Below are 23,630 nucleotides of genomic sequence, written 5' to 3' on the forward strand. Positions count from 1 at the left end.
GAAAAGCCCGCTTTGGGTAGAAACCTCCTGTCAGCCGGGCATATTCCTGACCGATTATCGCACTACGGTCACGCAGCGACCCTGCGGGCACACTACATACCTCAGTGGCGCGTTTCCGAGGGCGCCGCACTGCCGCCACCGGCGAACAGCTGGGCGATATCCGCCGCGTCGAAGCTGTAGCGCTGGTTGCAGAACTGGCAGTCGATCACCACGGTGCCGCCGCTTTCCTGCAGCAGGGCTTCAGCGTCTTCCTTGCCCAGGCTGACCAGGGCGTTGGCCGAGCGCTGGCGCGAGCAACTGCAACGGAAGTGGATGACCTGGGGATCGAACAGGCGCACGGTCTCTTCATGATAGAGGCGGTGCAGCACGGTTTCGTTGTCCAGGCCGAGCAGTTCTTCGGCGGTCAGGGTGTCGGCCAGTGTGGTCAGGTGCTGCCAGCTGGCCTCGCGGGCCTCGGGGTCCTTCAGGCGGTCGGCCGGCAGGGCCTGGAGCAGCATGCCGCGGGCGTTGCGGCCGTCGGCATTGAGCCAGAACCGGGTGGGCAGCTGCTGGGAGTTGTCGAAGTAGCCGGACAGGCATTCGGCCAGGGTCGTGCCGTCGAGGGCGACGATGCCCTGGTAGCGCTGGCCCTGCTTCGGGTCGACGGTCAGGGTCAGCGAACCTTCGGGCATCAGTTCGCGCAGACCGGCGCCGGGGGTGACCTGGCTCGCGTGATAACGGGCGATGCCACGCACTTCGCGGTCGCTGGAGCATTCCACCATCAGCAGCGGAACCGCGCCGGAGGAACGCGCCTGCAGCACCAGCAGGCCATCGAACTTGAGGGTGCCGACCAGCAGGGAAGCGGCGGCGAGCATTTCACCGAGCAGTTGGGCAACCGGTTCCGGGTAGGGATGCTTGGCCAGGACATGGGCGTAGCTCTCGCCGAGGGAAACCAGTTCGCCGCGCACGTCGGTGTCGTCGAACAGAAAACGTTGGGTGAAATCGGACATGCCGGACTCGCTGCATTTGGGCCAATTTGGCCGAAAGGCTGGCGATTTTATGCGCAAATCCGCTGCGTGACCAAGGGCCGGTTGTCTATCGGCGGCGCGGGCGTTTTCTATCGATCCGGAAGGCCCCTATTCGGAGCCACCCCGGAGGAAATGAATCTGCCGCCGCTGCTTCTTGGTCGGCCGGCCATCGGTCTGAATGCCCAATGCGCCAGCCTTGCGCAGGGCGGCGGCCTCTTCGCGCTTTGCCAGACTCTCGGCGGTTTCCTCATAAAGAAGCTGGGCCTCGGGCGCGCCGCGACGCACCGCACAGAGGGCGCGGACGATCACGGTGCGTTCGTCGAAGCCGGCGCGGATCACGTATTCGTCACCCACTCTCGGCTCCTTTGACGGTTTGCAGCGCTCGCCGTGATGATGGACCTTGCCGCCTTCGATGGCTTCCTTGGCCAGGGCGCGGGTCTTGTAGAAGCGCGCCGCCCACAGCCACTTGTCGAGGCGAACCTTGTCGTCGTCTTTATCGTCTTTTCCACGCATGACTCGTTTCCACTCCGTCCGGACTGCCTCATTCGCCAGCCCGGTCTAAGCTCAGCCAGGGCCTGATGCAGTTGTCACATCGGCCCACTAGAATGCGCCAACTTTACCGGAAAGCCTGTATTGAAGACTTTCGACCATCTCTCCGTGATCGGACTCCGTGAATGGATCGCCCTGCCGGAACTCGGCATGGTCGGACTGCGTGCGAAGATCGATACCGGCGCCAGCACCTCCACCCTGCACGCCAGCGACATCGCCCCCTTCGACAAGAACGGCGAGAGCTGGGTGCGGTTCACCGCGCACCTCGGCACCCTGGTGCAGCGGCGTCACCGGTGTGAGGCGCAGGTGGTTTCGGTGAAAACGATAAGAAGCTCCAACGGCCAGGCACAGGCCCGCTACGTCATCCGCACCCTGGTGGCACTGGGTGACCGGGTCTGGCCCATCGAGTTCACCCTGGCCTGCCGCAAGACCATGCGCTACCGCGTGCTGCTGGGCTCCAAGGCCCTGGTACAGGCGCAGCTGGTGGTCAATCCGGCCCTCACCTACGTTCAGGAAAAACCGACTCTTTCCCTCCCGGGTGCCCAATGAAGATCGCTGTTTTATCGCGCAATCCGCGCCTGTATTCGACCCGCCGACTGGTGGAGGCTGGCCAGCAGCGTGGCCATGAGATGGTGGTGATAGACACCCTGCGTGCCTACATGAACATCGCCAGCCACAAGCCGCAGATCCACTATCGCGGCCGGCCGCTGGAAGGCTTCGACGCGGTGATCCCGCGTATCGGCGCTTCGGTCACCTTCTATGGCTGCGCCGTGTTGCGCCAGTTCGAAATGATGGGGGTGTTCCCGCTCAACGAATCGGTGGCCATCAGCCGTTCGCGGGACAAACTGCGCTCGCTGCAACTGCTGTCGCGCAAGGGCATCGGCCTGCCGGTGACCGGCTTCGCCCACTCCCCGGACGATATCCCCGACCTGATCCGCATGGTCAACGGCGCCCCGCTGGTGATCAAGGTGCTGGAAGGCACCCAGGGCATCGGCGTGGTGCTGTGCGAAACCGAGAAAGCGGCGGAATCGGTGATCGAGGCCTTCATGGGCCTGAAGCAGAACATCATGGTCCAGGAGTACATCCGCGAGGCCGGTGGCGCCGACATCCGCTGCTTCGTCGTAGGTGACAAGGTGATCGCCGCGATGAAGCGCCAGGCCAAGCCCGGCGAATTCCGCTCCAACCTGCACCGTGGAGGCAGCGCCAGCCTGATCAAGATCACCCCCGAAGAGCGCTCCACCGCCATCCGCGCCGCCAAGGTGATGGGCCTGTCGGTGGCCGGTGTGGACATCCTGCGCTCCAACCACGGCCCCCTGGTCATGGAGGTGAACTCCTCTCCCGGCCTGGAAGGCATCGAGACCACCACCGGGCAGGATGTGGCCGGGATCATCATCCAGTACCTGGAGAAGAATGCCTGCCCCAACTCGACCAGGACGAAAGGCAAGGGGTGAGTCTGTAGGGGCGAATTCATTCGCCCCTACAAGGTTGCCGGCCTACACACTCCCCGCTATCAACTGCTGACCTTCGCGCTCGCAGATCCAACGCTGGAAGCCTTCCCGATCCAGCGGCCGACTGAAGAGGTAGCCCTGGCCCAGCTCGCAACCACGCTGGTGCAGCATGGCCCGTTGCTCCTCGCTCTCGATGCCTTCGGCGATGCACTCCAGGCCCAGGTTGCGGCCGATGGCCAGAATGGTTTCCACCAGGGCCAGGTCGCTGGCATCACCGGCCAGGCCATCGACGAAGCTGCGGTCGATTTTCAGGCGATCCAGGGGCAGGCGCTTGAGGTAGGCGAGGGATGAATAGCCGGTACCGAAGTCGTCGATGGCGAATCGCACCCCCAGCGTCTTGAGCGCCTGCATGGCGGAAATGCACTGTTCCACTTCCTCCAGCAGGCTGCCTTCGGTGATCTCCAGCTCCAGGCGACCGGGCGGCACGCCGTGGCGCTGCAGGGCGCTGCTGATGCGTTCGACGAAACCGGGCTTGCGCAGCTCGCGGGGGCTGACGTTGATCGCCAACACCAGCCAGGGCCAGTCGGCCTGCCAGTTGGCCAGGCAAGTGCAGGCAGTTTCCAGCATCCAGTCCGAGAGTTCGAGAATCAGCCCGGTCTCTTCCGCTAGGGGAATGAACTGTGACGGCGGCACCTCGCCCCGGGTGGGGTGACGCCAGCGCATCAGCGCCTCGGCGCCCAGCACCCGGCCGTCGGCCAGGGCCAGCTGCGGTTGGAACTCCAGGCTCAATTGGCCGCGATCGATGGCCTGGCGCAGCTCGCTCTGCAATTGCAGGCGCTGGTCGATGGCCGCCTGCATTTCCGGCGCGAAGAAATGCAGCGCGTTGCGCCCGGACTGCTTGGCCCGGTACATGGCGGTATCGGCCTGCTTGAGCACATCCGACGCAACCTGCGCGGCGAAGGGGTGCAGGGCGATGCCAATGCTCGCGCTCACCACCAGGTCGTGCTCGCCGATGCTGTAGCTGCCGTGCAGGCTCTGCAGCAGCTTTTCGCCCACCTCGGCGGCCAGTTTGGCGGCGTGCTCCGGCGTGTCGGACAGGGCTTCCAGCAGCACCACGAATTCGTCGCCTCCCAGTCGCGCCAGGGTGTCCTCGTTGCGCAGGCAACCTGCCAGGCGTGCGGTGACTTCCCGTAGCAGCGCATCGCCCACCGGATGGCCGAGGCTGTCATTGACCGTCTTGAAGTGGTCCAGGTCGATGAACAGCAGCGCACCGTAGCGGCTGTCGCGCTGCTCGCGGGCCATGGCGTGCTGCAGGCGGTCCAGCAGCAGGCGGCGATTGGGCAGCCCGGTGAGTTCGTCGCTGTAGGCCAGGCGTTCGATTTCGCGCTGATAGCGCTGGCGCTCGGAGATGTCGGTGATGCTCAGGCGGATCAGCGGCCGCCCCTCGCCAGGCAGGCGCACCAGGCGGACCTCGCAGGGTCGCACGCGGCCGTTCACATCGCGCATCAGCCAGTCGAAGGTCGGCGTCTCCCCTTTGAGCGCCGCCCGGGTGTACGCATTGCCCAGCTCCCGCGACGACTGGCCATCAGCCTGCAAGGGCGGGCTGAAGCTGGTGGGAATGTGACCGTGCAGCTTCTGGCGGGACATGCCGAACAGGCGCGCGGCATTTTCGTTGGCTTCGACGATGCCATGCTGCGGGTCGAAGACCAGGATGGCCTCGGGCGCATGCTCCACCAGGGTGCGATAACGCGCCTCCGCCTCGCGCCGGGCGCTGATGTCCTCCACCAGCGCCAGCAGAGCATAGAGCTTGCCATCCAGGTCACGCACGCCACGCACGTTGACCCGCGTGTGCACCGTGCCGCCGGACCCTTTCATGAAGCGCTTGTCCAGCTCGTAGCCATCGCGCTCGCCTTTGCGCACTTCTTCCAGCAGGGCCTCTTCGGCAGCGCGGTCAGAGACCACCGTCATGCTCATCCAGTCGACACCCCGCAGTTGATCACGGGAGCGGCCGAGGATGCTGCACAGCTTGTAGTTCACCTCTTCCCAGCGCTGGTCCGGCGTGCACAGGGCCATGCCGATCAGCGGCGCCTCGAAGAACAGGTGCAGGTGTTTGTCACGCTCGTGCTGCAGGCGCTCGGCGCGCTTCTGGCTGGTCAGATCGAGCATCGCGCCGTAGATGCGGATCACCTGGTCGCCGTCGTGCTCGGCCAGCCCCTTGATCCGCACCCAGCGCGGGGCACCCCGCGCGCCCTGCATGCGCAATTCGACGTCGAAAGGTTCGGCGGTGCGCAGGCATTGCTCCAGGGTGTCTTCCAGCAGGGCGCGGCTGGCCGGATCGAAGAAGCTCAGCATCTGCCCGAGGGTCGGGGCGCCGACGCCGGGGTCCAGCTCATAGATGCGGAAGCTGCCCTCACTCCAGGCCATTTTCAGGGTGGTGACCTCCAGCACCCAGCTGCCGATGTCGGCGATGGCTTCGGTCTGGTTCAGCAGGTGGGTCTGGCGCAGCAGTTCGTCGCGGCGGGTCTCCAGTTCCTCGGCCAGCATCTCGCGGTTGCTGACGTCGTGTTGCAGGGCGACGAAGTGGCTGATGCCTTGGGCATCGTGCATGGGCGCCACGGTGATTTCGTTCCAGAACAGGCTGCCGTCCTTGCGGTAGTTGCGCAGGACCAGGTGGCACTGCTCCCCCCGATCCAGGGCGTCCTGCAGGCGCGGCAGCTCGGACTGGTTGCGGTCGTGGTGCAGCAGGAAGCGCCAGTTGTTGCCCAGGGCTTCCTCCCGCGAGTAGCCGCTCATCTGCTCGAAGGCGGGGTTGCAGTAGATCAGCGGCTGGTCCGGCTGGCGCGCATCAGCGATGGTCACCCCCAGCGGGCTGGCCTGCAGGGCCAGGTTGCTCAGGGCCAGCTCCGTCTGCATCTCGTTGCGGCGGCCAAGGGCCAGGCGCAGGTCGCTGAGGCTGCGCCCCACCAGCAGGGCGGACATGGTCAGCAGCAGGATGCTGAACGAGAGTTCGAGCCCCCACTGGGAATCGAACAGGTGCGTGTCTTCCCCCAGATGGCGCAGCACCGGCAGGACCAGCAGGGTCAGGGCGGTGAGTCCGGCGCCGCACAGGGCTCCCGGGAAGCCCCAGGCCAGTGCCAGGCCGAGCATCATCAGGCCGATGGGCGGCAGGGTGAGGATCAGCGGCACCACGGTCAGCAGCAGGGGAAGCAGCAGTGCCAGGGCCAGCAGCAGTGGCCAGGGCGGCAGGCGGTGCAGGCTGTCCGGCAGCGCATCCACCGGTTCGCGCACCCAGCCGCGGCGGCTGAACAGCGGTGTCAGGTAGGTCAGCAGCGGCAGGCTCACGGCCAGAGTGGCGAGGCAGGCGCCGGGCCAGACGGACAGGGCGGCGGTGCCCCAGTTTTGCGGAGCGGCGCCGCCACTCAGCACCATTGCCGCCTGGTCGCCGTAGATCAGCAGGCTGACCGGCAGCAGCACGCCATAGAACATGAAGCGCAGCAGCTCGGGAAAGTCCCTCAGGTCGGCGTGGCAGCCGGCCCACCTGAGCGTCCAATACCCCGCGGCAACACTGAGGGTGCCCGGCACGGCGTAGAGCGGCGCCCAATACCAGTCGAGCCCCCAGAGAGGCACGCTGAACAGGGCGTTGAGATAGATGACGGGCAGCACCCGCGCGCCCCACCAGAGGCTGAACACCAGGCCCAGGGCGAACGGCAGGTACCAGACAGCGACGCCGCTGGAGGACTGAGTTGCGACGGACACCCAGGTAGCCAGATGCAGCAGCGGCAGCGGCAACCACCATGTCCATTGGGGTAGTCGGAAAAGAGCAGCTGGCATACTGACCTCATGTCGGCGCGCAAGCTGAGGATAGCCCAGCAGCAGTGGAGCGTACCCTGAAAGAGGGCGCCGCGACATCACCGCCGATGGCAGGTCCGAATCAGTGACCAAAGGGCTTGCGGGAGTTTGCGCCCGCAGTCGGGGCGCTTTTGGTATTCCGTTGCGAAAACGGCCTGCGCTTGCAGGCCGCTTTCGCCGGAACGCTATACGGCGTCGCGGGGCAACATCAGTCCCAGTGGCAGACAGACCCGCGCTTCCAGGCCGCCGCCCGAGCGGTTGCGCAACTCCACGCTACCGCCGTGCTGGGCCGCGATGCGCTTGACGATGGCCAGGCCCAGGCCAGTGCCTTTGCCGCCACGGGCGCGGTCGCCACGGATGAAGGGATTGAAGATGTCCTGCAGCTCGGCGGGGTCGATGCCCTGGCCACGGTCGAGCACGCTCAGCACCACGTAGGGCGCCGCATTGTCGCCCGCGAGGAAAGCCGCCACTTCGACGCCGTTACCGCCATATCGCAGCGCATTCTCGATCAGGTTAACCAGCAGGCGCTTGATCGACACCCGCCGCAACGGGAACGGCGGCAGCGGTTCCAGGCACAGGAGAACCCGCTCTTCCTGCTGGTTGTAGGGCGCCGCCACCTCGCGCGCCAGTTCGCTCAAGTCCAGCTCTTCCACCCGCTCGTCGCGGCCATCGCGGATAAAGGCGAGGAACTGGTCGAGGATGGCATCCATGTCCTCGATGTCGCGGATCATGTCGTCGGTCAGCTCGGAGTCGTTGCTCATCAGCTCCAGGGACAGGCGCAGGCGGGTCAGCGGCGTGCGCAGGTCATGGGAAACGCCAGCCAGCATCAGCTCGCGCTCCCGGGCGCCGCGCTCGACGTCCTCGGCCATCTGGTTGAAGGCGCGGTACACCTCGGCCATCTCGCTCGGCGTGTCGCTTACCGGCAGGCGCACGCTGCGGCCCTGGCCCACCTGGCGGGCAGCGAAGACCAGACGCTTCAAAGGCGCGTTGAGCTGGCGCACGAAGATCCAGGCTGCTGCGGTGGAGAGCAGGCCGATACCGAGGAACCAACCCAGCACGCTCCAGATGCGCTGGCCGCGCAGGGGATGTGGATAAAGCGGGATGCGCACCCAGTCCGGGCCCAGCTCCGGGGCGTGGACCCAGAGCGCCGGCGGGCTCTGGGCGCGCAGGCGCACTTCGGTGCCCGGGCCGAGCTCGGACTGCATCTGGCGCTCGAATATCTCGCTGTAGGGCCAGTGTTGCTCACTGGCTGGCACCGCATCGCGGGTGACCCGCTTGAGGCCGGCGGCCTTGGCCAGGTCATGGCGTTCTTCTTCGCTGGCGGCCCAGTAGGCGCGCAGGGTCAGGGCGGCACCGTGGCTGTACTGGCGGTCCACCAGCACGTCCTCGTTCATCATCAGGTAGACCAGGGTCAGCGCCTTGGAAAACAGCACGACGATGAGCACCAGCCAGAGGGTGCGAGAGAAGAAGCTTTGCGGGAACCAGTAGGGGGTACGCATCACCACCCTGGGTTGCCCGGCGGCGGGAATCCCCGCCGCGCGATCACTTGTTGCCATCGGGTACGAACACGTAGCCGACGCCCCAGACGGTCTGGATATAGCGCGGCTTGGAGGGGTCCGGCTCGATCAGCCGGCGCAGGCGGGAAATCTGCACGTCGATGGAGCGCTCCAGGGCGTCCCATTCGCGGCCACGGGCCAGGTTCATCAGCTTGTCCCGGGTCAGCGGCTCGCGGGCGTGCTGGACCAGGGCCTTGAGCACGGCGAACTCACCGGTGGTGAGCATCTGCACGTCGTCGCCCTTCTTCAGCTCGCGGGTGGCCAGGGACAGCTCGTACTCGCCGAAGCTGACGCTCTCGTCCTCGCTGGCCGGGGCCCCCGGGACCTGGGGCGCCTGGCGACGCAGCACGGCCTTGATCCGCGCCAGCAGCTCGCGGGGGTTGAAGGGCTTGGCCAGGTAATCGTCGGCGCCCAGCTCCAGGCCCTGGATGCGGCTGGACTCATCGCCCTTGGCGGTGAGCATGATGATCGGCACCTGGTTGTTGGAGGCACGCAGCCGGCGGCAGGCGGACAGACCGTCCTCACCGGGCAGCATCAGGTCCAGCACCACCAGGTTGAAGAGCTCGCGCGCCAGCAGGCGGTCCATCTGCTCGACATTTTCCACCGCGCGGACACGGAAGCCCTGCTCGTCGAGGAAGCGTTCGAGAAGGCGCCGCAGACGGGCGTCGTCGTCGACAATGAGGATCTTTTCGCCTTCAGCGGTCGGGTTGCTGCTCATGATTTCTCCTGTATGCAAGCCGCGCATTATCGCTTGCTGGCAGTGCGCAGCGGCTTGCCCATTGTTAGCAGATTTTTCCCCGAACGGTTCCCTACCCTTCGGAACTCGATGTTTATAATGCGGCGCCTTTCATCACCGGCGAGCCCTGGCTCGCCGGTCTGTTTTTCCGCGGTAGCCGCTGTGGCACGGCCCGGGCTGCCGCCCTTGCAGGTGTTTTCAATGGATAGCATCAACAACCGCATTGCCGAAGAACTGGGCGTGCGCCCGCAACAGGTCGCCGCCGCCGTGGAACTGCTGGACGAAGGGTCTACCGTGCCTTTCATCGCCCGTTACCGGAAGGAAGTCACCGGCAGCCTCGATGACACCCAGCTGCGCACCCTGGAAGAACGCCTGCGCTACCTCCGCGAGATGGAAGACCGCCGCACCGCGATCCTCGCCAGCATCACCGAACAGGGCAAACTGACCCCGGAGTTGGAGCGCGAAATCAAGCTGGCCGACACCAAGACCCGCCTGGAAGACCTCTACCTCCCCTACAAGCAGAAACGCCGCACCAAGGGCCAGATCGCCCTGGAAGCCGGCCTCGGTGAACTGGCCGACGCGCTGTTCAACGACCCGAGCCTGACTCCGGAAACCGAAGCCGAGCGTTTCATCGACGCCGAGAAAGGCTTCGCCGACGTCAAGGCCGTGCTCGAAGGCGCCAAGTACATCCTCATGGAACGCTTCGCCGAAGACGCCACCCTGCTGGCCAGCCTGCGCGGTTTCCTCAAGGACAACGCCACCCTCTCCGCGCGCCTCGTGGCCGGCAAGGAACAGGAAGGCGCCAAGTTCAGCGACTACTTCGAGCATGACGAAAACCTCAAGGGCGTTCCGTCCCACCGCGCCCTGGCGATCTTCCGTGGCCGCAACGAAGGCGTGCTGAGCATCGCCCTGAAAGTCGGCGAAGAACTGCCGGGCACGATGCACCCGTGCGAACTGATGATCGGCGAGCGCTTCGGCCTCTCCAACCAGGGCCGCGCCGCCGACAAGTGGCTGTCCGAGGTGGTGCGCTGGACCTGGAAGGTCAAGCTCTACACCCACCTGGAAACCGACCTGCTGGGCGAGCTGCGCGAAGCCGCCGAAGGCGAGGCGATCAACGTCTTCGCCCGCAACCTGCACGACCTGCTGCTGGCCGCTCCGGCCGGCCCGCGCGCGACCCTGGGCCTCGACCCGGGCCTGCGTACCGGCTGCAAGGTGGCCGTGGTCGATGCCACCGGCAAGCTGCTGGACACCGCCACCGTCTACCCCCACGTTCCCCACAACAAGTGGGACGAGACCCTGGCGATCCTCGGCAAGCTCTGCGCCAAGCACGGCGTCGACCTGATTGCCATCGGCAACGGCACCGCCAGCCGCGAGACCGACAAGCTCGCCATCGAACTGATCAAGAAATACCCCGCGCTGAAGATGACCAAGATCATGGTCAGCGAGGCCGGCGCTTCGGTGTATTCCGCGTCCGAACTGGCCGCCAAGGAATTCCCTGACCTGGACGTTTCCCTGCGTGGCGCCGTCTCCATCGCCCGCCGCCTGCAGGACCCGCTGGCCGAACTGGTGAAGATCGACCCGAAGTCCATCGGCGTCGGCCAGTACCAGCACGACGTGTCCCAGCTGCAACTGGCCCGCAGCCTGGACGCGGTGGTGGAAGACTGCGTGAACGCCGTGGGCGTGGACGTGAACACCGCTTCCGCGGCCCTGCTGGCACGCATCTCCGGCCTCAACGCCACCCTGGCGCAGAACATCGTCAGCTACCGCGACGCCAACGGCGCCTTCAAGACCCGTGATGAGCTGAAGAAAGTCAGCCGCCTGGGCGAGAAGACCTTCGAGCAGGCCGCCGGCTTCCTCCGCGTGATGAACGGCGACAACCCGCTGGACGCCTCCGCCGTGCACCCGGAAACCTATCCGCTGGTGCAGCGCATCGCCGCCGATACCGGCCGCGATATCCGCACGCTGATCGGCGACTCCGGCTTCCTCAAGCGCCTGGACCCGGCCAAGTTCACCGACGAGACCTTCGGCCTGCCGACCGTCACCGACATCCTCAAGGAACTGGACAAACCCGGCCGCGACCCGCGCCCCGAGTTCAAGACCGCCGAGTTCCAGGAAGGTGTCGAGAGCCTCAAGGACCTCAAGCCCGGCATGGTGCTGGAGGGCGTGGTGACCAACGTCACCAACTTCGGCGCTTTCGTCGACATCGGCGTCCACCAGGACGGCCTGGTGCACATCTCCTCGCTGTCGGAGAAGTTCGTCAAGGACCCGTACGAAGTGGTCAAGGCCGGCGACATCGTCCGCGTAAAGGTCATGGAAGTGGACATCCCGCGTAACCGCGTCGGCCTGTCCATGCGCATGGGCGACACCCCCGGCGAGAAGGTGGATGGCCCGCGCGGCGGCAACCGTCAGAGCGGCCAGCCGCGTCAGCAGCAGAGCGCCCCGCGCCACAGCGCACCGCCGGCTACCGGCGCCATGGCCTCGCTGTTCGCCAACGCCAAGCAGATCAAGAAGAAGTGACCATGGACCTGTCCGACCTGCAGACCGGCAGCAACTACAGCAAGCTGCTCGGCATCGAAGCGGTGAGCCTGGGCGACGGCGTCGCCGAGGCCCGCCTGCCCATGGGCGAGCACCTGCGAAATCGCGGCCAGGTCATGCATGGCGGGGCCATCTTCTCGCTGCTGGACATCGCCATGGGGCTGGCCTGCTCCAGCACCCATGGCTTCGACCGGCGCAGTGCCACCCTGGAATGCAAGATCAACTACATCCGCCCGGTGGCGGAGGGCGAAGTGATCTGCAAGGCGCGGGTGCTGCACGCCGGCAAACGCACCCTGGTGGTGGAAGCGGATGTGCTGCAAGGCGACAAGTTGGTCGCCAAGGGACAAGGCACCTTCGCTCAGCTGTAACAGCGGGGCAGTGACAAAGCTCTATTCTGGACGAAGCGACAACGCGAGCCGCCGGCGGGAAAAGTATTTCTGCCGGTGGCGAAGTCCGCCTCTTGTAGACAGCTTGGTCCACCCCCATATTGGGGCGACCGACGCGTGAAGGATTCCAAATTGAGCGATCTTCTTTCCCGCCGCCTGGCCTTGCTCGGCGAGCGCGCCAACCTGCCCCTGCTCACCCAGTGCCTGCACGGCATCGAGCGTGAATGCCTGCGGGTCGACAGCAATGGCCAACTGGCGCTGACGCCGCACTCCCCTGCCCTGGGCTCGGCCCTGACCCATGCGCAGATCACCACCGACTACTCGGAATCCCTGCTGGAGTTCATCACCCCGGCCGAAACCGACCCGGCGGTAACCCTGGCGGACCTGGAGAAGGTCCATCGTTTCACTCTCGGCAAGCTCGACGGTGAATTCCTCTGGAGTCCGTCCATGCCCGGCCCGCTGCCGGCGGAGGAAGACATCCCGATCGCCCGCTACGGCAGTTCGCCCATCGGCCGCCTGAAGTATGTCTACCGCCTCGGCCTGGCCGTGCGCTACGGCAGGACCATGCAGTGCATCGCCGGGATCCATTACAACTACTCCCTGCCGGAGGCCCTCTGGCCCCTGCTGAAGGAAGTCGAAGGCGATCCGCAGAGCGACCGCGACTACCAGTCGGCGCGCTACATCGCGATGATCCGCAACTTCCGCCGCTACAGCTGGCTGCTGATGTACCTCTTCGGCGCCGCCCCGGCCCTGGACAAGAGCTTCCTGCGTGGCCGTCCCCACGACCTGGAAACCCTGGACGCGGACACCCTCTACCTGCCGTACGCGACCAGCCTGCGGATGAGCGACCTGGGCTACCAGAACAATGCCCAGGCTGGCCTCACGCCCTGTTACAACAGCCTCGACAGCTACCTGGGAAGCCTGCGCCAGGCGGTCTCGACGCCTTACCCGCCCTATGCCGAAATCGGCACCAAGCAGAATGGCGAGTGGGTCCAGCTGAACACCAACGTGATCCAGATCGAAAACGAGTACTACTCGTCGATCCGCCCCAAGCGCATCACCTACACCGGCGAGCGTCCGATCCAGGCGCTGATGGCCCGTGGCGTGCAGTACGTGGAAGTGCGCTGCCTGGACATCAACCCCTTCCTGCCGCTGGGTATCGACCTGACCGAAGCGCGCTTCCTCGATGCCTTCCTGCTGTTCTGCGCAATGCAGGACAGCCCGCCCATGGCCGGCGACGAATGCCGCTGCGCCACCGACAACTTCCAGCGCGTGGTGAAGGAAGGTCGCCGCCCCGGCTTGCAACTGCAGCGCCATGGCCAGGCCGCCAGCCTCACCGAGTGGGCCAACGAGCTGCTCGACCGCATCGCCCGCACCGCCGAGTTGCTCGACGCCGCCCACGGTGGCCAGGAACACGCCCAAGCCCTGGCCGCCCAGCGTGCCAAGGTGGCTGATCCGGCGCTGACCCCGTCGGCGCGGGTGCTGGCCGAGATGCGCGAACGGGGCGAAAGCTTCAGCCAGTTCGCCCTGCGCTACAGCCGCCAGCACGCCGACTACTTCCGCAGCCAGCCGCTCAGCGCAATTGAACAGGCCCGCTTTGAAAATCTGGCCCGTGAATCGCTGGACGAACAGGCCCGGCTGGAAGCCGAGCCGGACGTGGATTTCGACACCTTCGTCGCCGCCTATCAGGCGAGCATCCTGGGCTTGATCAGCAACTGATCACCGAATCGCCCCTGCCCGTTTTTTGTGGGGGGGCGATTTCAATCGCCAAGCAGACCGCAGGTCTGCCCTTCGGCCTTGCAGGGGCGTGGTCACCTCGGCCCCCGTAGGTTGGCGCCGAGCGCAGCGAGGCCCAACACCCCGCACATCGCTGAGCTTGGCAGGCTCAGCGCCAGCCTACGACATGATGTCTTAGAACACGGCGCGGACTTCCGGGCTGGCATGTTCATATTCGATCAAGTGTTTCGACGACATCGCTGGACGCTCCTCGAGTTTTGAGCCAGACCAGTACTGGCACCTGCCCAAACCGCCCCGCCCTCAACCAAGGAGAAGGTCATATGTCGAAGCACCCGCTGGGCCGCCTGGTCCTCGCCCTCCCCCTGTTGCTGCCGCTGCTGGTCCAGGCCGCGCAACCCGGCCTCTGGGATACCTACGCCACCCTCAAGTCCAGGAACTGGGTGGACCTGACCCACACCTACGACGAGCAGATTCCACACTGGAAGGGCTTCGAGAATGCCCAGCGCAAGACGCTCTACACCCACGACAAGGACGGATTCCACGTGGATCTCTACACCCACGTAGGCCAGTGGGGCACTCATATCGACCCACCGGTGCACTTCCACAAGGGCCTGCGCAGCGTCGACCAGATCGACGTCAAGGAGCAGCTGCTACCGCTGGTGGTGCTGGATGTGCATGAGAAGGTGGCGAAGAACCCCGACTACGTGCTCAGCCTGGATGACGTGAAGGCCTGGGAGGCCAAGCATGGCCCGGTCCCGGAAGGGGCATTCGTGGCCATGCGAACCGACTGGTCCAAGCGCTGGCCGAGCCAGGAGAAGATGCAGAACGCAGATGCCCAGGGCGTGGCCCATTATCCGGGCTGGAGCAAGGAGGTGCTGGTCTACCTGTATGAGACCCGCAAGATCACGGCCTCGGGCCACGAAACCACCGATACCGACCCGGGGCTGGCCACCAGCAAGGACGATTACTCGCTGGAGTCCTACATCCTCGGCAAGGACCACTACCAGATCGAGCTGCTGACCAACCTCGACCAGGTACCCGAAGCGGGTGCGCTGGTCGTGGTCAGTTTCCCGAAGATCGCCCGGGGCAGCGGCTTCCCGGCACGGGTGTTCGCCATCCTGCCCTGATCCACCGTCGACGACCCGGGGCAAATCCCGGGTCGCTCGTCAGAGCGCCTTCTCGAACACCTGCGAATTGCGCTGGAAGTTGTACAGCGACGCACGCGCCGCCGGCAGGCGTTCGACACCGCTGGGCTGGAAGCCACGCTCGCGGAACCAGTGGGCGGTACGGGTGGTGAGGACGAAGAGGGTTTTCAGGCCCAGGGCACGGGCGCGCTCCTCGATGCGTTCAAGCAGCTCGTCGCCACGGCCGCCATGGCGGTACTCCGGGTTCACCGCGAGGCACGCCAGTTCGCCGGTGTCGGAATCGGCGATGGGATAGAGCGCGGCGCAGGCGATGATCAGGCCATCGCGCTCGACGATGGTGAACTGCTCGATCTCCCGCTCCAGCACTTCCCGCGAACGGCGCACCAGGATGCCCTGGTCCTCCAGCGGGGTGATCAGGTCGATCAGGCCGCCCACATCGTCGATGGTGGCTTCACGCAGGGACTCGAACTGCTCCTGGTCCACCAGGGTGCCGCCACCGTCGCGGGTGAACAGCTCGGTGAGCAGGCAACCGTTCTCGGCGTAACTGACCATGTGGCTGCGCTTGACCCCGCCACGACAGGCCTGGGCGGCGGCGTCCAGCAGTTCGGCCTGGTAGTTGTTGCCGAGCCGCACCAGGTGCGGCGGCACCTGCTGCGGGCGCAGTTCGCGAACCAGCTTGCCGGATTCATCGATCAGGCCGCGCTCGCTGCCGAAGAGGATCAGCTTGTCCGCCCCCAGGTCGATGGCGACGCGGGTGGCCACGTCCTCGCAAGCGAGGTTGAAGATTTCCCCGGTAGGCGAATAGCCCAGCGGCGAGAGCAGCACCATAGTGCGCTCGTCCAGCAACCGGCCGATGCCCTTGCGGTCCACCCGGCGCACTTCGCCGGTGTGGTGGTAGTCGACGCCGTCGACCACGCCGATGGGCCGCGCGGTGACGAAATTGCCGGTGCTCACCCGCAGCCGCGAACCCTGCATGGGCGAGGCGGCCATGTCCATCGACAAGCGTGCCTCGATGGCGATGCGCAGTTGGCCCACGGCGTCGATCACGCACTCCAGGGTGGGGCCGTCGGTGATCCGCAGGTCACGGTGGAAGTGCGGGGTCAGGCCACGGGCGGCCAGGCGCGCCTCGATCTGCGGGCGCGAGCCGTGCACCAGCACCAGACGAACCCCCAGGCTGTGGAGCAGCACCAGGTCGTGGATGATATTGCCGAAATTCGAGTGGGCGACGCCTTCGCCGGGCAGCATGACCACGAAGGTGCAGTCCCGGTGGGCGTTGATATAGGGAGAAGCGTGACGCAGCCAGTTGACGTAATCGGGCATGGTTCCGTGAGCCTGTTGTTAAGCGAGATGACGAGTGCGGCTCCCAACTGATGTGGGAAGGAAACGAGGCGGCGCTTTATCGTCGTCGCATGAGCATCAACGGAAACCCTCCCGATCAGGACGTGGTGGCGGATTGCAGGCAGTAATGCTGGATGAGCTGGCGCAATAGCGCAACGGTAGGCTCGATCCGTGACAGTTCGAGGTGCTCGTCCGGCTGGTGGGCGCAGGCGATGTCGCCGGGGCCGAGCACCAGCGTCTCGCAACCGAGCTGCTGAAGATAAGGCGCTTCGGTGCCAAACGCCACAGACTGCGCAGCATGGCCGGTAAGACGTTCGGCCAGGCGCACCAGATCACTTTCCGGCGACTGTTCGAAAGGCGGCACCGCCGGGAACAGCGGCTTGAAGTCGATCTTCACCTGATAGTGCTCGGCCACCGGGCGCAGGCGCTGGCGGATCACCGCCCGCAGGGTGTCCGGGTTCATCCCCGGCAGCGGACGCAGATCGAACTCCAGGCTGCACTGGCCGCAGATGCGATTGGGGTTATCGCCACCGTGGATGCAGCCGAGGTTGAGGGTGGGCTGCGGCACGGTGAATTGCGGGTTGCGGAACTCCTGTTGCCACTCCGCGCGCAGAGCGATCAGGTCACTCATCACCGCATGCATGGCTTCCAGGGCGCTGTGGCCCAGGCTGGGATCGGAGGAATGGCCACTCTGCCCGAGGATGTCGATGCGTTCCATCATCACCCCTTTGTGCAGGCGGATCGGCTTCAGCCCCGTCGGCTCACCGATCACCGCCGCGCGCCCCAGGGGCCGCCCTGCTTCGGCCAGGGCGCGGGCGCCGGCCATGGAACTTTCCTCGTCGCAGGTGGCGAGGATGATCAGCGGCTGGCGGAACGGCTGGTCCAGCAGGCCGCGCACGGCTTCGATCGCCAGGGGAAAGAAGCCCTTCATGTCGCAACTGCCCAGGCCGTACCAGCGATTGTCCGCCTCATTGAGCTTCAACGGGTCGGCCTTCCACAGGGCGGCATCGAAGGGCACGGTGTCGCTGTGGCCAGCCAGCACCAGGCCGCCGGGGCCTGTGCCGTAGGTCGCCACCAGATTGGCCTTGCCCGGCCCCACCTGCTGGATTTCGCAGCGGAAGCCGAGGTCGCCAAGCCAGGCGGCCAAGAGTTCGATCACAGCCTGGTTCGACTGATCCCAGCGGGGCTGGGTGCAGCTCACCGAAGGCGTGGCGATCAGCTCGGCAAACTGGGATTTCAGGTCTGGAACGCGCATCGGGGACCTCCACGGACGAGGGCCCATCATAGGCCCAAGGCGTACCCGGCGAAACCGCTGCGGCAAGGCGCCGACCGGTCCTGTAGACTTCACCGCCTTGGCAGCCACCCCCTGGCTGCGTCCGACAGATCCCGGCGATGAACAAAGAGACCGAAATCAAGCTTCGCGCCAGCCGCGAGACCCTGGAAGCCCTGCGCGACCACCCGCTGCTGAAGAAGCGCAACAAGTCCGGCTGGGAACGCCGCGAACTCTTCAACCAGTACTTCGACACCCCCGACCGGGACCTGGCCCAGGCCCGCGTGGCCCTGCGCCTGCGCCGCGACGGCGAGCAGTACATCCAGACCCTCAAGACCCGTGGCCAGAGCGTGGCCGGGCTGTCCGAGCGCAACGAATGGGACTGGTTCCTGGACAAGGCCAAGCTGGACCCGAAGAAACTCACCGACGACTGCTGGCCCGCCAGCCTCGCCGAGCTGGACAAGAAGCAGCTCAAGCCCATCTTCACCACCGACTTCCACCGCGACCGCGCCGAGATCGCCTGGGGCCGCGGCAAGTCCAAGGTCGTCATCGAAGCCGCCCTGGACCTGGGCAAGGTGATCGTCGGCAAGCAGGAAGAAGAGATCTGCGAGCTGGAGCTGGAACTGCGCCAGGGCGAGCCCGAAGCCCTGCTGGAACTGGCCGCCGAACTGGCCGCCGACCTGCCGCTGATGCCCTGCGACATCAGCAAGGCCGAGCGCGGTTACCGCCTCTACGACGCCAACAGCTACCACCTCAGCCTGCCAGCCCCGGCCCTGTCGGCGGAACTCCCGCTGGACGACGCCTTCACCGCCCTCGCCTGGCACCTGCTGGGCGCCAGCCAGCGCCTGGCCGAGCAATACCGCTTCAACGGCCACTGGAAGCTGCTGGTGGACTGGCTGCAGCAGCTGGTCGACCTGCGCGCCCTGATCGGCAGCCTCGGCCAGGCCGCGCCGCGTGCCAGCAGCCATGACCTGCGCGAAGCGCTGGACGCCCTGCTCAATGACTGGCGCCCGCGCGTCCAGGCCGGTGAGCTGGACGAGACCGTGCGCCATGCCGCGCCGCAGCAGTTCGCCGGCGAACTCCAGGGCACCCGCTGGGGCCTGTTCTCCCTCAACGCCTCCCGCTGGCTGCTCGCCCGCGCCTGGACCGTCGAACGCAACGCCCGTGGCACCCGCCAGGGCCAGGCGACCCTCGGCAACTGGCTGTCGCGCCTGCTGGGCGAAGAAGGCGTGGCGCTGAAGCCGGAGCTCTACAAGCGCCAGCCGGAAGACCTGGCCGAGCAGCTGCCGCGCCTGGAGCGCCTGCTGGTCTGGCTGCGCCTGGCACGCCAGGTGCTGGAAGTGGTGGAGATCGACCGCTGCTACGGCGAGCTGGCCAAGTTCGCCGAACTGGCCGTCCAGCCGCTGGACGCGGAAGTACTGGCCGCCCGCAGCGAACAGGCGCAGACCCTGATCAGCCTGCGTAGCTGGAAGGCGCTGACCCGCTGATGCGCCGGAGCCGAGGAGCCACGCGATGATCAGGCAAAGCTTCCGCTCGGTGGTCACCACCTGGCTGACTGGCCTGCTGGCTCTGTTGCCGCTGGTCCTGACCCTGGCCCTGATGGCCTGGCTGGTCAGCCTGCTGAACCGGCTGGTGGGGCCTTCCACCGTGATCGGCCAACTCCTCGGCGCCCTCGGCCAACCCTTTGCCAGCAACCCGGTGCTGGCCTATGTCGTCGGCACCCTGGTCCTGCTGGCTAGCCTCTATCCCCTGGGCCTGGCGGTGCAGCTCGGCCTGCGCCGGCCCCTGGCCTGGCTGCTGGACATGACCCTGCGCCGCGCGCCGCTGGTGGGCAGCCTGTACAGCCTCGCGGACCGCTTCGTCGGCCTGCTGGACCGCAGCCAGAACGCCGACATCGCCGCCATGAGCCCGGTCTGGTGCCTGTTCGGCGGCAACGGCGCGGCGGTGCTGGCCCTGCAGCCGAACCCGGAAACCTTCGAGCTGGACGGCCGCCAGTACTGCGCCATCCTGGTCCCGACTGCGCCCATTCCGGTGGGTGGCGGACTGATCTACGTCCCCGTGGAATGGCTGCGCCCGGCGGAGATGGGCGTGGACGGGCTCACCAGCGTCTACCTGTCCATGGGCCTTACGCCCCCGCATCAGGCGGGCAGGATGGCGAAGGAGCCGGTGGCACTTCCCGCAGCGGACGGCAAAACGTCGTAGGTTGGTGCTGAGCGAAGCGAAGCCCAACATGGCGCGCGTAGCGGGCCCCGCCTCGTTGGGCCTCGCAGGCCCGGCACCCACCTACTCGACGGGCAGGCAGGTGGTGGACTTGATCTCCGACAGCGCCACGATGGAGTTCACCTCCTGAATCCCCGGCACCAGCGACAGCTTCTCGAAGAAGAAGCGCTCGTAGGCCTCGATGTCCCGGGTGACGATGCGCAGCATGAAATCCACCGCGCCCATCAGCACATGGCACTCCAGCACCTCGGGGAACTGGCGCATGGCCTCGGCGAACTCGGTGAGGTTGGAACGGCCGTGGGCGTTCAGCTTCACCTGGGCGAAGATCTGCGCGTTGAGACCCACCTTGCGGCGGTCCAGCAGGGTCACCTGGCGACGGATCACGCCTTCGTCCTTGAGGCGCTGGATGCGCCGCCAGCAGGGCGACTGGGACAGCCCTACCCGTTCGGCGATTTCGGCGGTGGGCAGGCTGGCGTCCTCCTGCAGCAGTTCGAGGATGCGCTTGTCGTAACTATCCAGGGTGACGGGCATAAAAAATCCGGATTTGGCTGATCACCAGAAAAGTCTATCCAAAGAATTCGCCATTACCCGCAATTCAGGCAGAAAAATCCTCCGCCAGACTGGAAAACTATCGGCATTCCCACCGAGGATTTTCCAATGCTCAGCCTCCAGCAAGCCCCCGCCTTCCGCGAAGACCACTGGCACCCCCGCAACGTCCAGCTCAAGGCCTGCGAGATGCAGTTCGCCATCGTCGCCGAGGCCGATGCGGACGTGCTCGGCCGGCTGCTCGCCTTCTTCGCCCAATTGCAGCTGGTGCCGCGCTGGCTGGAGGTCAACCGCCTGGGGGACGACCTGCTGGTGCAGCTCCGCCAGCCGGGCCTGACGCCGCACCGGGCGCAGGTCATCGCGGAGAAGATGCGTTCGCTGGTCAGCGTGTCGTCGGTGGAGCTGGAGCCCTCCGCCGCCTGAAGCCGGTTCCTTGAACCGGCTCTTAGCTGAATGCTGGCATTTCGGGCATGCTTGCCGTCCCCCGGGAAGAGCGATTGACTACTCTTCCAGACTGAGCAGCGTGACCGAGGAGCTTGCATGTCCGCCTTTGCCTCACCGGCCCAGGATCGTTGGCTGGACCTCAACGATCTGATGCGTGAACTGGTGGCCCAGGGCCGTCTGAGCCAGGACCAGGCCGAGCACTGCCTGGCCATTCGCCGCAGCGCGGTGAACAACCAGCAGCACCCCCTGGAATTTCTCGCCAGCCAGCAGGTGGACGACCTCCAGCGCCCCGGCAAAAAGCTCGACCTGGAAACCCTCAGCCACTGGCTGGCCGAATTCGCCGGCCAGCCCTACCTGCGCATCGACCCGCTGAAGATCGACGTTGCCGCCATCACCCCGCTGATGTCCTACGCCTTCGCCCAGCGCCACAAGATCCTCGCCGTGGCGGTCAACAGCGAGGCGGTGACCATCGCCAGCGCCCAGCCCTTCGTGCAGAGTTGGGAAAGCAACCTGACCCACGTGCTCAAGCGGCCGATCAAGCGGGTGGTGGCCAACCCGGTCGATATCCAGAAGTTCACCCTGGAGTTCTACCGGCTGGCCAAGTCGGTCAGCGGCGCCAGCGCGACGGACCAGAAGATCAGCGGCGTCGGCAACTTCGAGCAGTTGCTCAAGCTCGGCTCCAACGACCAGGAGCCGGATGCCAACGACGCCCACATCGTCAACATCGTCGACTGGCTGTTCCAGTACGCCTACCAGCAGCGCGCCAGCGACATCCACATCGAACCCCGGCGCGAGCAGGGCACGGTGCGCTTCCGCATCGACGGCGTGCTGCACACCGTCTACCAATTCCCGCCCCAGGTCACCATGGCCGTGGTCAGCCGCCTGAAGAGCCTCGGCCGGATGAACGTGGCGGAGAAGCGCAAGCCCCAGGACGGCCGGGTCAAGACCAAGACCCCGGACGGCGGCGAAGTGGAACTGCGTCTGTCCACCTTGCCCACCGCCTTCGGCGAGAAGATGGTGATGCGGATCTTCGACCCCGAGGTGCTGCTGAAAAGCTTCGACCAGTTGGGCTTCTCCCAGGACGACCTGCGTCGCTGGCAGAGCATGACCAACCAGCCCAACGGCATCATCCTGGTCACCGGCCCCACCGGCTCGGGCAAGACCACGACGCTGTACACCACGCTCAAGCAGCTGGCCACCAGCGAAGTGAACGTCTGCACCATCGAGGACCCCATCGAGATGATCGAGGGCGCCTTCAACCAGATGCAGGTGCAGCACAACATCGACCTGACCTTCGCCAGCGGCGTGCGCGCGCTGATGCGGCAGGACCCGGACATCATCATGGTGGGCGAGATCCGCGACCTGGAAACCGCCGAGATGGCCATCCAGGCGGCGCTCACCGGCCACCTGGTGCTCTCCACCCTGCACACCAACGACGCCCCCAGCGCCATCACCCGCCTGCTGGAACTGGGCGTGCCCTACTACCTGCTGCGCGCCACCCTTCTCGGGGTCATGGCCCAACGCCTGGTGCGCACCCTCTGCCCACACTGCAAGGCGCCCATGGAGCTGCGCGAGGACGACTGGAGCAACCTCACCAAGCCCTGGAGCGCGCCGCTGCCCACCAACGCCCACCGCGCCGTCGGCTGCCTGGAATGCCGCGACACCGGCTACCGGGGCCGCGCCGGGGTGTACGAGATCATGCTGCTTTCCGACGGCATCAAGCCGCTGATCACCGCCGACACCGACCTGATCGCCCTGCGCCGCGCCGCCTTCAAGGAAGGCATGCGCAGCCTGCGCCTGTCCGGGGCGCAGAAGGTCGCGTCCGGCATGACAACCATCGAAGAAGTGCTACGGGTCACGCCACAGAGCGAACAGAAATGAAATGCTAGGCGGCTAGCTTCAACAGCCGCGAGACAGACCGTCAACAAATGGAGTCTTCCCCATGGAAATCGGCAGTGTTGTCATCCTCTTCGTCGCCCTGGCGATCGCCCTCGTCTTCATGGGCTTCAAGGTGGTGCCCCAGGGCTTCGAGTGGACGGTGGAGCGCTTCGGCCGCTACACCAACACGCTGAAACCGGGCCTGAACATCATCGTCCCGGTGATGGACCGCATCGGCCGCAAGCTCAGCGTCATGGAAAGCGTGCTGGACATCCCGCCGCAGGAAGCCATCAGCGCCGACAACGCCATCGTCACCATCGACGCCGTGTGCTTCTTCCAGGTGGTGAATGCGGCCCAGGCGGCCTATGAGGTCAACGACCTGGAGCACGCCATCCGCAACCTGGTGATGACCAATATCCGCACCGTGCTCGGTTCCATGGAACTGGACGCCATGCTCAGCCAGCGCGACGCCATCAACGAGCGCCTGCTGCGCACCGTGGACGAAGCCACCGCCCCCTGGGGCATCAAGGTCACCCGCATCGAGATCAAGGACATCACCCCGCCCGCCGACCTGGTGGAAGCCATGGCCAGCCAGATGAAGGCCGAGCGTCTGAAGCGCGCGCAGATCCTCGAAGCCGAAGGCCGCCGCCAGGCCGAAATCCTCACCGCCGAGGGCGAGAAGCAGGCGCAGATCCTCAAGGCCGAAGGCCAGCGCCAGGCCGCCTTCCTCGAAGCCGAAGCCCGCGAGCGCGCCGCCCAGGCCGAAGCCCAGGCGACCCGCGTGGTGTCCGAGGCCATCGCCCAGGGCAACGTCCAGGCGGTGAACTACTTCGTCGCGCAGAAGTACGTGGAAGCGCTGGGCCAGCTGGCCAGCGCCAACAACAGCAAGGTGGTGCTGATGCCCCTGGAAGCCAGCCAGGTGATCGGCGCCGTGGGCGGCATCGGCGAGATCGTCCGCGCCACCTTCGACGGCAAGAAGGGCTGAG

The 23,630-nt window shown here is 66.1% G+C and carries 19 protein-coding genes; 11 read left to right on the plus strand and 8 right to left on the minus strand.

Annotated elements, in window-relative coordinates:
• Positions 1-101 precede the first annotated feature (101 nt).
• Both hslO and TQ98_RS25405 read right to left on the minus strand, forming a co-directional pair.
• Entirely contained in the window at positions 102-989 is an 888-nt protein-coding gene (gene hslO, locus TQ98_RS25400; RefSeq protein ID WP_044873102.1) for an Hsp33 family molecular chaperone HslO, read from the minus strand.
• A 126-nt stretch (positions 990-1,115) separates the two neighbouring features.
• Complete coding sequence (locus tag TQ98_RS25405; RefSeq protein WP_044873103.1) at positions 1,116-1,520, minus strand: S4 domain-containing protein; 405 nt, start codon at positions 1,518-1,520, stop codon at positions 1,116-1,118.
• A gap of 147 nt (positions 1,521-1,667) precedes the next feature.
• On the opposite strand from TQ98_RS25405, the gene TQ98_RS25410 reads away from it, so the two are divergent.
• Both TQ98_RS25410 and rimK read left to right on the plus strand, forming a co-directional pair.
• Positions 1,668-2,105: an ATP-dependent zinc protease gene (locus TQ98_RS25410; protein WP_277949306.1), complete on the plus strand. Its 438-nt coding sequence runs from the start codon at positions 1,668-1,670 to the stop codon at positions 2,103-2,105.
• A complete protein-coding gene (gene rimK, locus TQ98_RS25415; protein ID WP_044873105.1) occupies positions 2,102-3,007 on the plus strand; it encodes a 30S ribosomal protein S6--L-glutamate ligase in 906 nt (301 codons plus the stop codon). Before TQ98_RS25410 ends, rimK begins: the two co-directional genes overlap by 4 nt.
• A gap of 42 nt (positions 3,008-3,049) precedes the next feature.
• Here rimK and TQ98_RS25420 read toward each other — a convergent pair whose 3' ends face one another.
• The 3 genes from TQ98_RS25420 to ompR form a co-directional block, all read right to left on the minus strand.
• A complete protein-coding gene (locus TQ98_RS25420; protein WP_044873106.1) occupies positions 3,050-6,835 on the minus strand; it encodes an EAL domain-containing protein in 3,786 nt (1,261 codons plus the stop codon).
• Positions 6,836-7,038: 203 nt separating this feature from the next.
• Positions 7,039-8,352: an ATP-binding protein gene (locus TQ98_RS25425; protein ID WP_044873107.1), complete on the minus strand. Its 1,314-nt coding sequence runs from the start codon at positions 8,350-8,352 to the stop codon at positions 7,039-7,041.
• 43 nt (positions 8,353-8,395) lie between these two features.
• A complete protein-coding gene (gene ompR, locus TQ98_RS25430) occupies positions 8,396-9,127 on the minus strand; it encodes a two-component system response regulator OmpR (RefSeq protein WP_044873108.1) in 732 nt (243 codons plus the stop codon).
• A gap of 219 nt (positions 9,128-9,346) precedes the next feature.
• On the opposite strand from ompR, the gene TQ98_RS25435 reads away from it, so the two are divergent.
• The 4 genes from TQ98_RS25435 (at position 9,347) to TQ98_RS25450 (ending at position 14,930) form a co-directional block, all read left to right on the plus strand.
• Positions 9,347-11,662, plus strand: coding sequence for a Tex family protein (locus tag TQ98_RS25435; protein WP_103103094.1), 2,316 nt, complete (start codon positions 9,347-9,349; stop codon positions 11,660-11,662).
• 2 nt (positions 11,663-11,664) lie between these two features.
• On the plus strand, positions 11,665-12,048 hold the full coding sequence (locus TQ98_RS25440) for a PaaI family thioesterase (protein ID WP_044873111.1): 384 nt from the start codon (positions 11,665-11,667) through the stop codon (positions 12,046-12,048).
• Between the two features lie 150 nt (positions 12,049-12,198).
• Positions 12,199-13,785: a glutamate--cysteine ligase gene (gene gshA, locus TQ98_RS25445; protein ID WP_044873112.1), complete on the plus strand. Its 1,587-nt coding sequence runs from the start codon at positions 12,199-12,201 to the stop codon at positions 13,783-13,785.
• Between the two features lie 338 nt (positions 13,786-14,123).
• Positions 14,124-14,930, plus strand: a complete 807-nt coding sequence (locus tag TQ98_RS25450) for a cyclase family protein (RefSeq protein WP_052659220.1) — start codon at positions 14,124-14,126, stop codon at positions 14,928-14,930.
• A 39-nt stretch (positions 14,931-14,969) separates the two neighbouring features.
• Here TQ98_RS25450 and argA read toward each other — a convergent pair whose 3' ends face one another.
• Together argA and argE are read right to left on the minus strand one after the other, a co-directional pair.
• Entirely contained in the window at positions 14,970-16,268 is a 1,299-nt protein-coding gene (gene argA, locus TQ98_RS25455) for an amino-acid N-acetyltransferase (protein WP_044873113.1), read from the minus strand.
• 115 nt (positions 16,269-16,383) lie between these two features.
• Positions 16,384-17,541 carry an acetylornithine deacetylase gene (gene argE / locus TQ98_RS25460; protein WP_044873114.1) on the minus strand — a complete coding sequence of 386 codons (1,158 nt, stop codon included), beginning with the start codon at positions 17,539-17,541 and terminating at the stop codon, positions 16,384-16,386.
• A 137-nt stretch (positions 17,542-17,678) separates the two neighbouring features.
• On the opposite strand from argE, the gene TQ98_RS25465 reads away from it, so the two are divergent.
• Both TQ98_RS25465 and TQ98_RS25470 read left to right on the plus strand, forming a co-directional pair.
• Complete coding sequence (locus tag TQ98_RS25465) at positions 17,679-19,043, plus strand: CYTH domain-containing protein (RefSeq protein ID WP_044873115.1); 1,365 nt, start codon at positions 17,679-17,681, stop codon at positions 19,041-19,043.
• 25 nt (positions 19,044-19,068) lie between these two features.
• A complete protein-coding gene (locus tag TQ98_RS25470) occupies positions 19,069-19,758 on the plus strand; it encodes a DUF502 domain-containing protein (protein WP_044873116.1) in 690 nt (229 codons plus the stop codon).
• An 81-nt stretch (positions 19,759-19,839) separates the two neighbouring features.
• Here the strand turns inward: TQ98_RS25470 and TQ98_RS25475 are convergent, their stop codons facing one another.
• Positions 19,840-20,307, minus strand: a complete 468-nt coding sequence (locus tag TQ98_RS25475) for an Lrp/AsnC family transcriptional regulator (RefSeq protein ID WP_044873117.1) — start codon at positions 20,305-20,307, stop codon at positions 19,840-19,842.
• 126 nt (positions 20,308-20,433) lie between these two features.
• On the opposite strand from TQ98_RS25475, the gene TQ98_RS25480 reads away from it, so the two are divergent.
• The 3 genes from TQ98_RS25480 to TQ98_RS25490 all read left to right on the plus strand — a co-directional run bounded on the left by TQ98_RS25480 (position 20,434) and on the right by TQ98_RS25490 (position 23,629).
• A complete protein-coding gene (locus TQ98_RS25480) occupies positions 20,434-20,745 on the plus strand; it encodes a hypothetical protein (protein ID WP_044873118.1) in 312 nt (103 codons plus the stop codon).
• A gap of 117 nt (positions 20,746-20,862) precedes the next feature.
• Positions 20,863-22,647, plus strand: coding sequence for a GspE/PulE family protein (locus TQ98_RS25485; RefSeq protein WP_044873119.1), 1,785 nt, complete (start codon positions 20,863-20,865; stop codon positions 22,645-22,647).
• A gap of 61 nt (positions 22,648-22,708) precedes the next feature.
• Positions 22,709-23,629, plus strand: coding sequence for an SPFH domain-containing protein (locus TQ98_RS25490; protein ID WP_044873120.1), 921 nt, complete (start codon positions 22,709-22,711; stop codon positions 23,627-23,629).
• The last annotated feature ends 1 nt before the right edge of the window (position 23,630 follow it).

Origin of the sequence: Pseudomonas sp. LFM046 (assembly GCF_000949385.2) — a bacterium.
In the GTDB taxonomy this organism is placed as follows: domain Bacteria; phylum Pseudomonadota; class Gammaproteobacteria; order Pseudomonadales; family Pseudomonadaceae; genus Metapseudomonas.

Excerpts from the sequence above, each read along its gene's own strand:
- TQ98_RS25425 (WP_044873107.1), bottom strand. The coding sequence starts at position 8,352 with ATGCGTACCCCCTACTGGTTCCCGCAAAGCTTCTTCTCTCGCACCCTC.
- hslO (WP_044873102.1), bottom strand. The coding sequence starts at position 989 with ATGTCCGATTTCACCCAACGTTTTCTGTTCGACGACACCGACGTGCGC.
- rimK (WP_044873105.1), top strand. The coding sequence starts at position 2,102 with ATGAAGATCGCTGTTTTATCGCGCAATCCGCGCCTGTATTCGACCCGC.
- TQ98_RS25490 (WP_044873120.1), top strand. The coding sequence starts at position 22,709 with ATGGAAATCGGCAGTGTTGTCATCCTCTTCGTCGCCCTGGCGATCGCC.
- argE (WP_044873114.1), bottom strand. The coding sequence starts at position 17,541 with ATGCGCGTTCCAGACCTGAAATCCCAGTTTGCCGAGCTGATCGCCACG.
- TQ98_RS25435 (WP_103103094.1), top strand. The coding sequence starts at position 9,347 with ATGGATAGCATCAACAACCGCATTGCCGAAGAACTGGGCGTGCGCCCG.
- TQ98_RS25480 (WP_044873118.1), top strand. The coding sequence starts at position 20,434 with ATGCTCAGCCTCCAGCAAGCCCCCGCCTTCCGCGAAGACCACTGGCAC.
- TQ98_RS25475 (WP_044873117.1), bottom strand. The coding sequence starts at position 20,307 with ATGCCCGTCACCCTGGATAGTTACGACAAGCGCATCCTCGAACTGCTG.
- TQ98_RS25450 (WP_052659220.1), top strand. The coding sequence starts at position 14,124 with ATGTCGAAGCACCCGCTGGGCCGCCTGGTCCTCGCCCTCCCCCTGTTG.
- TQ98_RS25420 (WP_044873106.1), bottom strand. The coding sequence starts at position 6,835 with ATGCCAGCTGCTCTTTTCCGACTACCCCAATGGACATGGTGGTTGCCG.
- TQ98_RS25485 (WP_044873119.1), top strand. The coding sequence starts at position 20,863 with ATGTCCGCCTTTGCCTCACCGGCCCAGGATCGTTGGCTGGACCTCAAC.
- ompR (WP_044873108.1), bottom strand. The coding sequence starts at position 9,127 with ATGAGCAGCAACCCGACCGCTGAAGGCGAAAAGATCCTCATTGTCGAC.
- TQ98_RS25470 (WP_044873116.1), top strand. The coding sequence starts at position 19,069 with ATGATCAGGCAAAGCTTCCGCTCGGTGGTCACCACCTGGCTGACTGGC.
- TQ98_RS25465 (WP_044873115.1), top strand. The coding sequence starts at position 17,679 with ATGAACAAAGAGACCGAAATCAAGCTTCGCGCCAGCCGCGAGACCCTG.
- TQ98_RS25405 (WP_044873103.1), bottom strand. The coding sequence starts at position 1,520 with ATGCGTGGAAAAGACGATAAAGACGACGACAAGGTTCGCCTCGACAAG.
- TQ98_RS25440 (WP_044873111.1), top strand. The coding sequence starts at position 11,665 with ATGGACCTGTCCGACCTGCAGACCGGCAGCAACTACAGCAAGCTGCTC.
- argA (WP_044873113.1), bottom strand. The coding sequence starts at position 16,268 with ATGCCCGATTACGTCAACTGGCTGCGTCACGCTTCTCCCTATATCAAC.